This window comes from Pseudoxanthomonas sp. 68-E7, from assembly GCF_057773145.1.
The window spans coordinates 242,886-256,211 of the sequence record NZ_JBYMTI010000003.1 but is presented as its reverse complement, the minus strand read 5'-3'; the positions used below and the strand labels follow the sequence as shown (position 1 = coordinate 256,211).

The following is a 13,326-nucleotide window of genomic DNA, read 5'->3' as shown; positions in this document are numbered from 1 at the left end:
CGCGATGATGGACGACAAGCGCCATGCGCCGGCCTGCGATCGCAATCGCGACCCGATCCTGGCCGTGCTGCGCCATCACTTCGCCGAAGTCCGCCGGGTGCTGGAAATCGGCAGCGGCACCGGCCAGCACGCGGTGTATTTCGCGATGAAGCTGCCCCGCCTGATCTGGCAGTGCTCGGATGTCGCCGACAACCTGCCCGGCATCCGCCAGTGGCTGGACGAAACGGATCTGCCGAATACCCCGCCGCCGCTGGAACTGGATGTCGACGGTGCGTGGCCCACCCAACGCTTCGATGCGGCGTTCAGCGCCAACACCCTGCACATCATGGGCTGGGCCTCGGTGCAGGCGTTCTTCGCCGGACTGGGCGGCGTGCTGGGCCCGCGCGCCTCGCTGATCGTCTATGGCCCGTTCAACTACGAAGGGCGCTACACCAGCGAGAGCAACCGCGAGTTCGATGCCTGGCTGAAGGCGCGCGATCCGGCCTCCGGCATCCGCGATTTCGAGGCGGTCGACGCCCTGGCGAACGCGCACGGCTTCCTGCTGATCGACGACGTGGCGATGCCGGCCAACAACCGCTGCCTGGTCTGGCGCAAGGCCTGAGCCTGGAAGGAGGTCACGGTGACTTCCGCGGCTTGGTGCGACGCCGGCGGCTGCCCAGAATGGGCCATCGACCTGGGGAGTCATGCCATGCGCCATCCGCTGCTGCCGCTCGTCGGCGTCGTGTCCCTGCTGCTCGCCGCTGTCGCCGGCGCCGCCGAACCCGCCAGCACGGCCGAGGTGGAGCGCTACGCGCGCCAACTGGTGGAGAAAACCTATCCCGCCGACGGCCCCGGCGCGGTGATCCTGGTGGTCCGTGGCGACGAGGTGCTGTACCGCGGCGCGCGCGGCCGCGCCAGCATCGAACTGGGCGTGCCGTTGAACGCCGACCAGGTGTTCCGGATGGGATCGATCACCAAGCAGATGGCCGCGGCGGGGCTGCTGATCCTGGTCGAGCAGGGCGGGCTGTCGCTGGAGGATCCGCTGTCGAAATTCCTGCCGGACTACCCCGGCGGCGGAAACGTCAGCGTGCGCATGCTGCTGAACCACACCTCCGGCATCAAGAGCTACACCAGCATCCCGGGCGTGATGGAAGGGCCGATCAGACAGGACCGCACCACCGCGCAGATGATCGAGACGTTCAAGGATCTGAAGCCGGACTTCGCGCCCGGCCAGGGTTATGCCTACAACAACTCCGGCTACGTGCTGGTCGGGGCGATCATCGAGAAGGTCAGCGGACAGCCGTGGCACGCCTACCTGAAGCGGGCCCTGTTCGAGCCGCTCGGCATGCGCCATACCGGTTACGGACTGGAGAGTGCGGGCGTGATCGCCGGCATGGTCCAGGGCTACACCGGTGAATCCGGTTATCCGGCCAAGGCCGGCTACCTGAGCATGACCCAGCCGCACGCGGCCGGCGCGCTGGTCACCACCGTCGACGATCTGCTGCGCTGGAACCGCGCGCTGCACGAAGGCAAGGTGCTGAAGGACGCGACCTACCGGCAGATGATCACGCCGACCGGCAAGGCGATCGACGCCGGCTATGGCTTCGGCATCCAGTCGCTGACGCTGCGTGGACAGCCGATGCTGGAACACGGCGGCGGCATCCACGGCTTCGCCACCCGGCTGCTGTACCTGCCGGGCAGCGACATCAGCGTGGCCGTACTGCAGAACACCGACAATCCGGTCGAGGGCGAGGAACCGGGCGACGTGTCGCGGCGACTGGCCGCGTTCACCCTGGGCGAACCGTTCCCGGAGCCGATCGCGGTCGCGGTGGATCCGGCCCGCCTGCAATCCGCGCTCGGCGCATACAGCGGCGGCCGGGAACGGGCATTCGTCCTGCGCCTGATCGACGGCAAGCCTGTGCTGCAGGAAGGCGAGCGCCGGCATGCGGTGGTGCCGATCGGGCCGGACGATTTCGTCTACGCGCACCGGCTGACCCGGTTCCGGATCGAACGCGACGCGGCCGGCCGCGCAGTGGCGATGCGCTATTTCCGGATGGGCGACGGCGAAGGCGAGCGCCTGCCGCGCAGTGGCGACGCGCCGCCGCCGTGATGGCCGCGCGTCATCGCGCGTATCGCGCATCCACGTCGCCGCCATCGCGATGAACGGCTAGGATGGCGGCAACACCAGCAGGGGAATGCGCGCGGAATGTCCAGGTTGCTGATGGGGTTGCTGTGTTCGTTGGGACTTTGCCTGAGCGGCGCGCTCGCCGCCCAGCCGGCCGCGCCGCCGGCCACGGTCGTCGCCGATGCGGACTATCCCGGCACCCTGCGGCTGGAAGTCGACGCCAGCGACATCGATCGGCGCATCCAGCGGGTGCGCGAGCGCATTCCGGTCGCCGCCGGGCCGCTGACCCTGTGGTATCCCAAATGGATTCCCGGCAACCACGCGCCGACCGGACCGATCAACCAGATCGCCGGCCTGGTCATCACCGGCAACGGCCAGCGCATCGCCTGGCGCCGCGATCCGGGCGACATGTACGCCTTCCATCTCGACGTGCCCGCGGGCGTGACCGAGATCGAGATCGCGTTCCAGTACCTGTCGCCCACCTCTTCCGCGCAGGGCCGGGTGGCGATGACCCCGCAGATGCTGTCGCTGCAATGGCATCGCGTGCTGCTGTATCCGGCCGGGCATGACGCGCGCCGCATCCGCATCGCGCCGAGCCTGCGGTTGCCGGCCGGCTGGGAATCGGCGACCGCGTTGCCGGTGGAGGCGCGCGAAGGCGCCGAACAGCGCTACGCCGCCACCGATCTGCTGACCCTGATTGATTCGCCGGTCTACGCCGGCCAGTATTTCCGTCGTTTCGATCTGGATACCGGCCCCACGCCGGTGCGCCTGAACGCGATGGCCGACACCGCCGCGCAACTGGACGCGTCACCGGCGATGCTGCAGGCGCACCGCGCGCTGGTGAAGCAGGCCGATCACGTGTTCGGTCCGCGCCCGTTCGCGCACTACGACTTCCTGCTGGCGCTGTCGGACAGCTTCAGCGGCATCGGCCTGGAACATCGCCAGTCCAGCGAAAACGGCACCTATGCCGACTACCTGCGCGGCGACGCCGCCTTCATCGACAACGATCTGCTGCCGCACGAATACGTGCATGCCTGGAGCGGCAAGTTCCGCCGGCCGGACACCACCTGGGCGCCGCACTACAACAGCGCCATCGACAACTCGCTGCTGTGGGTCTATGAAGGGCAGACCCAGTACTGGGCGGTGGTGCTGGCGGCGCGCGCCGGCCTGTGGACGCCGGAGCAGGCACGCGCGGTGCTGGCGAACACGCTGGCGACCGCCGCGACCCAGCCGGGCCGCGACTGGCGCGATCTGCAGGACACCGTGCACCAGGGCATCGTCGACTACAACGATGCGCCGCAGGCATGGTCGAGCTGGCAGCGTGGCTATGACTTCTATTCGGAAGGCTCGTTGCTGTGGCTGGCGGTGGACGCGCGCCTGCTCGAACAGTCGCATGGCCGACGCAGCCTGGACGACTTCGCCCGTCGCTTCCACGCCGGCGCCGGCGCGGACGCGCCGATTTCGCTGTACGGCTTCGACGACGTGGTGCGGGTCCTGGACGAAGTACAACCCGGTGATTGGCGCGGCTTCCTGCGCGCGCGCTTGGACGGGAAAGGCGCGGCGTCACCACTGGACGGGCTGGAACGCAGCGGCTGGCGGCTGGTGTACGGCGATGCGCCGAACGTGGCCATCACCGACGCGGAGGGAGCCGGCGGCAACGACGACCTCCGTTTCTCCGTCGGCCTGAAGATCGCTTCCGATGGCGGAATCGAGGAAGCGATCTGGAACTCGCCGGCCTTCGCCGCGGGACTGGCGAAGGACATGACGGTGATCGCGGTGGATGGCCTGGCCTATACCGGCGAGCGCCTCAAGCGCGCCATCGTCGCGGCCAAGGCCTCGCCCCGGCCCATCGAACTGCTGGTCCGCCAGGGCGAGCAGTACCGTAGCGTCCGCATCGACTACCACGACGGCCTGCGCTATCCGCAACTGCAGCGCATCCCGGGCACCGAGGACCGCCTGTCGAAGATCCTCGCACCGCGCTAGCCGTGCCCCTGTAGGAGCAGAAGGATTCAGGGGATGAATGTCTGTTCGGGATCGTCGAAGGACTTGAATTCCAGCGCGTTGCCGGAAGGGTCAAACAGGAACATGGTCACGTGCTGGCCGGGCTTGCCCTTCAGGCGCAGGTGCGGCTCTTCGTGGAAATCGACCTGCGCGTCCTTCAGGCGCCGGGCCAGGGTTTCCCACGCGGGCCGGTCCAGGTTCATGCCAAAGTGCGGCACCGGCACCGCCTCGCCATCGAAGCGGCCGTTGTGCAGCGGCTGGCCGTCGCCGCCGATGTGCGCGACCAGGTGATGGCCGAAGAAATCGAAGTCCTGGTAGGACACGTCGCTGCGCCCCTGCGGACAGCCCATGACGTCGCCGTAGAAGTGGCGCGCCTCGTCCAGGTCGCGGACCGGGAAGGCGAGGTGGAACTGGGTGATCGCGCTCATGACGCGGCTTCCAGCTGCGGCGTGCAGGCGTCGAGGATGTTCTGCCAGAACAGGTTCCAGGCCGAGATGCTGCGCTCGTAGCCGCGCGCCAGTTCGGGCAGCACCGCCGGATCGTGGCGCAGGTATTCATCGATGGCCGCGCGGGTGAGCTCGCCGTGGATGATGTCCTCCTCGCCGGTATGGATGGTCCAGAACTCCCAGTCGATGCGCTCGGCGTTGGCGACCAGGTAGGGATTGCGGCGCATGTGCTCGAACATCACCGACAGGTAGGTCTGGCACAGGCATTCGCCGCCCATGCCGCGCAGGCCGACGCCGAAGGCGATCGGGTGGTTGGCCATGTCGCGGGTCAGGCCCTTGAGGATGTGTTCGTTGGCGGGCAACGGCGTGTCCAGTTCTTCCGCCGGCACGCCGATGGTGGCGAGGAAGCGGTCGTACACGGTGGGATGGGCACGCGCGGGATCGCCTTCGCCCAGTTCCTCGGCCAGGATCTGGCCCAGCAGGCTGCGCAGGCCGCCGAACGGCAGGCGCGCCACCAGCAGGGCGAGATCGCTGATGTAGTCGATGGTGAAGAACCGGTACTGGATGCAGACCTGGCGCAGCGCTTCGGGCGACAGGTGTTCGAGGATCTGCATGCGCTGTGCGGCCAGCGCTTCGGTGGCTTCCTTGGCCTCGTCTGCGAACATCCAGAATTGATCGCGTGTCATTGCTTGGGCGTGCATGAATCGTTCCTGGGGGAAGGAAGGGCGAGGCCAACGATGCGTTGCCGTTGACCCCGGTGGACGATGATGGGTATCGGCGGCGTGAGCAGAACGTGCAGGCGAAGCAAAAAATGAAGCAGCTTCACGCGCTTGCGACATGACGGCCGGTTCGTGCGACGCATGCGCGTTCATGGATGTGGAACGCGTGGACGAACGACGTGACAAACATGAGGCGACCATGAAGGCGAACGCCGGCATTGCCTGTTCATCCGGTGGAGTGAAGAGAATTGCACGTCATCCGCGTGGGCGCGCGCTAGCATCGGCGCGCGCTGCATCGGAGAGTGCCTGCTTTGCCGTTGTGGATGCGCTTCCCACCTCGCCGAGACGATCGGCACGGAGTCCATGCGCACATGCAGGAAACGAACATCCGGGTCATTCCGTCCGCCCACGCCATCGTCGGAATCGCCGCGCGCGGCGTGCCGTTGCTGTGGACGAGCGGCTGGGACTCCACCTTCCAACTGCTGCGGCTGTTGCTCAAGCACCGGCTGCCGGTGACGCCGTATTACCTGGAGGATCCGACCCGCGCATCCACGGCGACCGAGCGGCGGAGCATCCAGCGCATCACCGACGCGCTGCACGAGCGGTATCCGGAAACGCGGGTGCTGTTGCGGCCGTTGCGGGTGTTCCGGGTCGCGGACCTCGCGCGCGATCCGGAAGTCAGTGACGCGCTGCGCGAGGTGCGCTCGCGCGTCTACATCGGCAGCCAGTACGAATGGCTGGCGCTGTTCTGCCGCCAGCATGGCCTGGACGGCATCGAGTTGAGCGTGCACGTGGACGACAAGGTACAGGCCCTGCTCGCGGACCGGGTGGAATCGTTCGAGACTGTCGGCGGCTATCGCAGTCATCGGCTGGATCCGCGCGATGCAGGCGGCGCCGAGTACACCCTGTTCCGGCATTTCGGTTTCCCGCTGTTCCAGATCGACAAGCAGGCCATGGCGCGCGAGGCGGCGGAAGCCGGCTGGGACGCGATCATGGACATGACCTGGTTCTGCCATCGCCCGATCAACGGCAAGCCCTGCGGCGCCTGCGCGCCCTGCGTCTATACCATCGAGGAAGGCCTGGCCTGGCGGGTGCCGCGCTCGCGGCGGATGTTGTCGTTCCTCTATCGCAAGCTGGCGCTGCCGTTGAAGCCACCGCTGCGCGCCGCGCTGGCGCAGGTGAGGCGACGCTAGGCTTTCCGGGAAGGGCACATCGTTTCGCCGCACGATGGGCGTTCGATGCGCATCGAACGTCGATCGCCATCGTGGCGACGGGCCGGGAACAACATCAGCGATCCTGCACAGCCGGTCCGGGGGAGTTTTCGAGCGTCCGGTCCTGTGCTGCCTGGGCCGGGGGGATGGATCGTCCGGCGGGTTGGCGGGCGCACTGGGACGGCGTCGGTTCGGACACCGTCACGGCCATCATCCCGAAGGATTCCGCCAGCTTCGCCTCCAACTGATCCGTGGCACGCCGGTTCGCGCGGGACGGGCCGCCGGCCCCGACGGTGGCGAAATAGCAGACTTCGGTGCCGCCTTCCAGCTGCAGGATCTCGAAGTAGCCATTGCCGTTGTTGGATATGAAACAGGAGAGCGGCAAGTCTTCTTTCTTCCGGCAGGTCCCTGGCCCGTTGTCGGTGAAATCCGCGACGGCCGCCGCCACGGAAGCCGGCGAGGCGGCGGTGTCGCGGACGAAAATGCGCCGGGAGTAGAGCGCATCACAGGACGTGAGGATGAGAGGCGCGAGCGCGGCGAGGACAAGCCAGCGCGGCCTGGGTAGGTGTTTCCGAAACATGGTCCTGTCATGCCTCCTTGACTCGGTGGTAAGCGAGTCTAGGTCGAGCGCGCGCATCGGGGCGAGTGGCGTCGTGCTCCACTCGCTTTGCGTTTCTTTCCTGGAAACAGGTTTCGCAGACATCGGCACGCGCCGGCCCATGCCCGACGGCGGTGGCAGGACAAGCCCGACTGGACCCGCGCATGCGATCGACCCTGGCAGAAAAAAACCCGCCGGGTGGCGGGTTTTTCTTCCCGATGATGCGCCGGTCAGGCGACCTGGACGATGCGCAGGGCCTTGGGATTGTTCCACTGCGCGAGCAGCTCGGCTTCGCGCGCCTTGGCTTCGTGCAGGTGGCGTTCCTTGACGTGGCCGTAGCCGCGGATGTGTTCGGGAATGCTGGCGATGTCCACCGCCAGGCCCAGGCGTTCGGCGTCCAGCGAACCGAGCAGCTGATCCAGGGTGCGCTCGTAGTCGCCGATCAATTGGCGCTCGCCGCGGCGCTCGGCGGTACGGCCGAATACGTCGAAGGCACCGCCGCGCAGGAAACGCAGCTTCGCCAGCAGGCCGAATGCCTTGAACACCCACGGGCCGTATTCCTTCTTGATCAACCGGCCCTGCGCATCCTTCTTGGCGAACAGCGGCGGCGCCAGGTGGAAATGCACCTCGTAGTCGCCGTCGAACTGCTGCTGCAGGCGGCGCTGGAACTCGCCGCTGGTGTACAGGCGCGCCACCTCGTACTCGTCCTTGTAGGCCATCAGCTTGAAGAAATAGCGGGCGACCGCTTCGGTCAGCGCGGTGGAACCCGGCGCCTTGACGTTCTCGGCGGCGCGCACGCGGGTGACCAGATCGCGGTAGCGGCTGGCGTAGGCGGCGTCCTGGTAGTCGGTGAGGAAGGCCACGCGACGGGCGATCAATTCGTCCAGCGAGCGCGACAGGCGCAGGTCGTCCAGCGGCAGGAACGCCACTTCGCCGCCAGCCGCGCCGCCTTCCGGCAGGCCGCGCAGTTCGCTCTCGTTGTCCGGATTGCGCGGCGCGGCGTTGGCGCCCCACTCGGTGCTTTCCCACTCGCCCGGCGGCAGGATCCGCAGGTTGCGCGGGGTGCGCTCGGATTCGGTCTGGGCGTTGCGGATCAGGCCGGCGGCTTCCTGCACCGCCTGCGGATCGACCACCGCCAGGCGGCCCCAGGCGAACGCGCGCCGGTTCATCTCGATCGCCGCGCCGTTGAGTTCGACCGCGCGCATGATGGCGTCGAACGAGATCGGCACCAGGCCCTGCTGCCAGGCGTAGCCGAGCATGAACAGGTTGGCGGCGATGGCGTCGCCCATCAGCGCGGTGGCCAGCTGGGTAGCGTCGACCAGCATCGGATCGCGGCCGCCCAGCGCGACTTTCACGCCGGCGATGATGTCGGTGGCCGGGAACTGCATGTCCGGATGGGTGGTGAAAGTGCCGGGCATCGCCTCGTAGGTGTTGAGCACCACGTGCGAGCGCTCGCCGCGCACCTTGGACAGCGCCCAGTAGTCGTTCACCACCACCATGTCGCAACCCAGCACCAGATCGGCCTCGCCGGCGGCGATGCGCACGGCGTGGATGTCCTCCGGGGTGCGGGCGATGCGGATGTGGGTGGTCACCGCGCCGCCCTTCTGGGCCAGGCCGGTCTGATCCAGCACGCTGGCACCCTTGCCTTCCAGATGGCCGGCCATGCCCAGCAGTGCGCCGATGGTCACCACGCCGGTGCCGCCGACGCCGGTGATCAGGATGTTCCAGGGCTGGGCCAGATCCGACTCGAAGGTCGGCGCCGGCAGGTTGTCCAGCTTCTCGGCCACGGTGGCTCGGCTCTTATCAAGCATGTTGCCCTTGCGCGGATTGCCGCCATGGACGGTGACGAAACTCGGGCAGAAGCCGTTGACGCAGGAGAAGTCCTTGTTGCAGTTGGACTGATCAATCTCGCGCTTGCGCCCGAACTCGGTTTCCTTCGGCAGCACCGACACGCAGAAGCTCTTCACGCCGCAATCGCCGCAGCCTTCGCAGACCAGCGTGTTGACCATCGTGCGCTTGGCCGGATCCGGCAGCTTGCCGCGCTTGCGGCGACGGCGCTTCTCGGTCGCGCAGACCTGGTCGTAGATGAGGATGGAAACGCCCTTCACCTTGCGCAGCTGCTTCTGCACGTCTTCCAGCTGCTTGCGGTCATGGAATTCCACGCCGGTCGGGAACAGTTCGCGGCGGCTCCATTTGCGCACGTCGTCGCTGACCACGACGATCGTGTCCACGCCCTCGGCGCGCATCATGTGGGCGATCTGCGGCACGCTCAGGGTGCCGTCCACCGGCTGGCCGCCGGTCATCGCGACCGCGTCGTTGTAGAGGATCTTGTAGGTGATGTTGACGCCGGTGGCGACCGACTGCCGCACCGCCAGCGATCCGGAATGGAAAAAGGTGCCGTCGCCGAGGTTCTGGAACACGTGCTCGGTTTCGGTGAACGGCGCCTGCCCGGACCAGGTGACGCCTTCGCCGCCCATGTGGGTGAAGGTGTCGGTGTCGCGATCCATCCACGTCACCATGTAGTGGCAGCCGATGCCGCCGAGCGCGCGCGAGCCTTCCGGCACCACCGTGGAGGTGTTGTGCGGGCAGCCGCTGCAATAGTGCGGCACGCGCGGGAAGCTGGCGCGCGGCAGCGCGAGCTCGGCTTCCTTCTCCTCCATCCAGCGCAGGCGCTGTTCGATGGATTCATTGCTGATCGAGCTGGATTGAAGCAGGCGCTGGATGCGGCGGCCGATCACGCCGGCGATGGTGGCCGGAGTGAGCTCGCCGGTGGACGGCAGGATCCAGTCGCCGGCCTCGTCGTACTTGCCGACGATGGACGGACGCTGGCCCGCGCTGGCCGGCCAGTTGTAGAAGTATTCCTTCATCTGCCGCTCGATGAAGGCGCGCTTCTCCTCCACCACCACGATGTCTTCCAGCCCGCGCGCGAATTCGGCGATGCCGACAGGCTCCAGCGGCCAGGTCATGCCGACCTTGTACACGCGGATGCCGATGTCGGCGCAGGCGCGCTCGTCCAGGCCCAGGTACTCCAGCGCCTGCAGCACGTCCAGGTAGCTCTTGCCGGTGGTGACGATGCCCAGCCGCGCGCGCGGCGAATCCAGCACGATGCGATCGATGCCGTTGGCGCGGGCGAACGCCTGCGCGGCCTTGACCGCATAGCGGTGCAGGCGCATTTCCTGATCCAGCGGCGGATCCGGCCAGCGGATGTTGAGGCCGCCGGCGGGCATGTCGAAATCTTCCGGCAGCAGGATCGTGCGCGCGAATGGGTTCACTTCCACCGACGCCGAGGATTCCACCGTTTCGGCGATCGTCTTGAAGCCGACCCAGCGCCCGGTGTAGCGGCTCATCGCCCAGCCCACCAGGCCCATGTCGAGGATGTCCTGCACGCCGGCCGGGTTGAGCACCGGCATCATCGCGCTGACGAATTCGTCTTCCGAACCATGCGGCAGGGTCGAACTGCGGCAGGCATGGTCGTCGGCGGCCAGCGCCAGCACGCCACCGTGCTTCGAGGTGCCGGCGGCGTTGCCGTGCTTGAACACGTCGCCGCAGCGATCCACGCCCGGACCCTTGCCGTACCACATCGAGTACACGCCATCGACCTTGGCGCCGGGGAACAGGTTGGTCTGCTGGGTGCCCCAGACCATGGTCGCGCCCAGATCCTCGTTGAGGCCGGGGGTGAACTTCACCGCCGCCGCCTCCAGGTGCTTGCGCGCGCGCCACAGTTCCAGGTCGAAGCCGCCCAGCGGCGAGCCACGATAGCCGCTGATGAAGCCAGCGGTGTTCAGGCCGGCGGCCTGGTCGCGCAGGCGCTGCATCAACGGCAGCCGGACCAGCGCCTGCACGCCGCTCAGGTAGATGCGGCCGTCGGTGCGGGTGTACTTGTGCTCAAGGGTGTAGTCGTTGTCCAGCACGCCGATCTGCGGAGTGTTGGCGGACGACGGCGAGGTGAGTTCGGCGGTGCTGGTCATGGGCTGGCCCGGGCTGCGGCTGGCGTGATCCGGCGAGAAGCCGGACGCGAAGGGCGCGAATTGTAGCAGCGGGGGTCCTGCGGCCCTGGTTCAGGTGTGGCGCTGTCGAAGCAAGGATGGGCCGGCGTGACGGGGATTGACCCGCCACTCGGTTGCTGTTGAAAAGCGCCTGTGGTTGGCGCGAAGAGCAAATCCCCCTGGGTCCCCCTTTTTCGCTTTCAACAGCCGAACGACGGGGGGATTTGCGCTTCCAAAGGGCAAACAGAGGCAGGCTTTTCCCGTGAAAACCGGCATCCGCCCACTCAGAGATCGAACCCCAGCAGCAGCGGATCATGATCCGAGCTGCGCCAGGGCTGGGCGGGATCGCCGTGCGGATAGCCCGCGCTGTCGGCCGAATCGGCGTTGAGGTGCCACTCGGCCGCGCCGCGCAGGCGGCCGGCCAGGCCGGGGCTGAGCAGGGCATGGTCCAGGCGGCCGGTCAGGCCGTTGTAGACGTAGCTGTAGGGCTGCTTCACCTTGGCCACAGCGAAGGCGTCGCGCCAGCCGGCCTCGCGCAGCCAGCGCACCGGGTCCTCCATCGCGTAGGCGTTGAAGTCGCCCAGGATGACCTTCATCGCGCTGCCCTGGCCGGTCGGATCCTGTTTCAGCCAGGCGTCCAGGCGATGCGCCGAATCCAGCCGCAGCGCGTTCCAGCAGCCCTGGGTGTCGCCCTGGTCCTGGTCGGCGCCGGTGGCTTCCGAACAGCCCTTGGACTTGAAGTGGTTGGCCACCACCACGAACGCCGGCCCCTGGCCGCGGCGGAACGCCTGCGCCAGCGGCACCCGGCTGCGATCGCCGAACGGACCGCCGGTCAGGGTGGCGGGCTTGCCGACCGGGGTGACCCGCGAAGCACGGTAGATCAGGCCGACCCGGATGGTGTCCGGTCCTGGGCCCTCGCCGGCATCGACGAAGCGCCAGTCGCCGCCCCGCGCGTTCAGCGCGGCGACGAACTGGGCCAGGCTGGATTCGGGCCCGTAGCCATCGTTTTCCAGTTCCATCAGCGCCGCGACGTCGGCGTCGAGCGTGCGCACGGTGGCGACCAGCTTGGCCAGCTGCGCCTGCAACTGCGCGGGGGTCTTCGCCCCGCGCGGTGTCGGAAAGCCACCGCCACGGCCGTCGCCGTTGAACAGGTTTTCCAGGTTGAAGGCGGCGATTTTCAGCGTTCCCGGCACACGGGGCGCGAGCGGGTAGGCGGCGGTTGGCAGCGTCAGCCGGCCGGTCAGCTGCAGCCGATGGCTGCCGTGGCGCTCGTCGACGATGCCTTCCACATCCTCCAGGACCGTGCCGACCCGCGGAACGGGCTGGGTGCCGAGCCAGCCGATCGACTTGGGATCCCGTTCGCCGCTGCCGTCGTCCAGGGTCAGCCGGCGGCGGGCGTTGTCCTCCAGCACCCGCTGGAACGCCTCGCTGCCGGGCGCGGCCACCTCGCTGGGTTGCCAGAGCCGGCCCTCGAACGCGGTGGTGAGTTCGCCGAACCGCTCGACCTGATCGGTGCCGCTGACGGTGAGCGGCGCGGCGATGCGCACGCGCATGCCTTCCAGCGCTTCCCAGTCCGCGGGCGCGGCGGCCAGCACGACCGGTGCCGGTACGGACGCAGCCCCGCCGAGGCGTTCGATGTCGTCCGCGGTGATCGCGGTCAGCCGGCTGCCCTGCCTGCCAAGTTCCAGCTCGGTGACTTCACCGCGCACGCGGTAGCGCTGGCCGACCTGCGGAACCTCGCCGTCGTCTGCGTTGGCGTCGAACGCCATCGGCACGAACACCGCGTCCGAACTCGCCGGATCGCCGTCTCCGCCATCCTGCAGGAAGAAGCCGCCCAGGCCCTGGGGGAAATCCGCCGTGACCACGCCTTCGACCGTCACCGTCTGGCCCACTAGCGGACTGGCCGTGCCGGTGCCCTGCACCTGGCCGATGGCGATGACCCGGGGCGCCTGGGCGTGGGCCAGCGCGGCGCAGGTCAGCAGGGCGGTGGCGGGCAGGGTGCGGCGTAGGAGCATGGCGGATGCCTGGCGGAACGGTAAGCCGGACATGATAGCCAGCGGGGATGACGGGCGATGGGGAAGCGCCAACGCGCCCCGACCGCCGAGGGACGGGTCAATGCGCCCGGTTCCCGTCTTGGCCCGCCCTGCGGCTGTTGAAAGCGCAAAAAGAGGGCGGGCGCCGAAGGCGACCAGGGACTGGCTCAAACCCGCAAAACGAAAAAACGCCGCCCGGAGGCGGCGTTTTCAGCATTGCAGGCAAGC

At 68.0% G+C, this 13,326-nt stretch carries 9 protein-coding genes; 4 read left to right on the top strand and 5 right to left on the bottom strand.

Annotated elements, in window-relative coordinates:
- Positions 1–7 precede the first annotated feature (7 nt).
- The 3 genes from AC3DE2_RS09185 to AC3DE2_RS09175 all read left to right on the top strand — a co-directional run bounded on the left by AC3DE2_RS09185 (position 8) and on the right by AC3DE2_RS09175 (position 4,087).
- Positions 8–601, top strand: coding sequence for a DUF938 domain-containing protein (locus AC3DE2_RS09185; RefSeq protein ID WP_488426144.1), 594 nt, complete (start codon positions 8–10; stop codon positions 599–601).
- An 87-nt stretch (positions 602–688) separates the two neighbouring features.
- Positions 689–2,089 (top strand): serine hydrolase domain-containing protein, encoded by a 1,401-nt coding sequence (locus AC3DE2_RS09180; protein ID WP_488425942.1) that lies wholly within the window; start codon positions 689–691, stop codon positions 2,087–2,089.
- Between the two features lie 96 nt (positions 2,090–2,185).
- A complete protein-coding gene (locus AC3DE2_RS09175; RefSeq protein ID WP_488425941.1) occupies positions 2,186–4,087 on the top strand; it encodes a M61 family metallopeptidase in 1,902 nt (633 codons plus the stop codon).
- Positions 4,088–4,113: 26 nt separating this feature from the next.
- On the opposite strand, the gene AC3DE2_RS09170 is transcribed toward AC3DE2_RS09175, so the two are convergent.
- Both AC3DE2_RS09170 and AC3DE2_RS09165 read right to left on the bottom strand, forming a co-directional pair.
- Positions 4,114–4,533 carry a VOC family protein gene (locus AC3DE2_RS09170; RefSeq protein ID WP_295381378.1) on the bottom strand — a complete coding sequence of 140 codons (420 nt, stop codon included), beginning with the start codon at positions 4,531–4,533 and terminating at the stop codon, positions 4,114–4,116.
- On the bottom strand, positions 4,530–5,252 hold the full coding sequence (locus AC3DE2_RS09165; RefSeq protein ID WP_295381369.1) for an iron-containing redox enzyme family protein: 723 nt from the start codon (positions 5,250–5,252) through the stop codon (positions 4,530–4,532). The genes AC3DE2_RS09170 and AC3DE2_RS09165 overlap by 4 nt, the downstream gene beginning before the upstream one ends.
- A 389-nt stretch (positions 5,253–5,641) precedes the next feature.
- Between AC3DE2_RS09165 and AC3DE2_RS09160 the strand changes: the two genes are divergently transcribed.
- Positions 5,642–6,463 (top strand): hypothetical protein, encoded by an 822-nt coding sequence (locus AC3DE2_RS09160; RefSeq protein ID WP_488425940.1) that lies wholly within the window; start codon positions 5,642–5,644, stop codon positions 6,461–6,463.
- Between the two features lie 94 nt (positions 6,464–6,557).
- On the opposite strand, the gene AC3DE2_RS09155 is transcribed toward AC3DE2_RS09160, so the two are convergent.
- The 3 genes from AC3DE2_RS09155 to AC3DE2_RS09145 all read right to left on the bottom strand — a co-directional run bounded on the left by AC3DE2_RS09155 (position 6,558) and on the right by AC3DE2_RS09145 (position 13,080).
- Positions 6,558–7,061: a hypothetical protein gene (locus tag AC3DE2_RS09155; protein ID WP_295381360.1), complete on the bottom strand. Its 504-nt coding sequence runs from the start codon at positions 7,059–7,061 to the stop codon at positions 6,558–6,560.
- A 248-nt stretch (positions 7,062–7,309) separates the two neighbouring features.
- Complete coding sequence (locus tag AC3DE2_RS09150) at positions 7,310–11,047, bottom strand: indolepyruvate ferredoxin oxidoreductase family protein (protein ID WP_488425939.1); 3,738 nt, start codon at positions 11,045–11,047, stop codon at positions 7,310–7,312.
- A 302-nt stretch (positions 11,048–11,349) separates the two neighbouring features.
- Positions 11,350–13,080: an ExeM/NucH family extracellular endonuclease gene (locus tag AC3DE2_RS09145; protein ID WP_488425938.1), complete on the bottom strand. Its 1,731-nt coding sequence runs from the start codon at positions 13,078–13,080 to the stop codon at positions 11,350–11,352.
- Between the last annotated feature and the right edge of the window lie 246 nt (positions 13,081–13,326).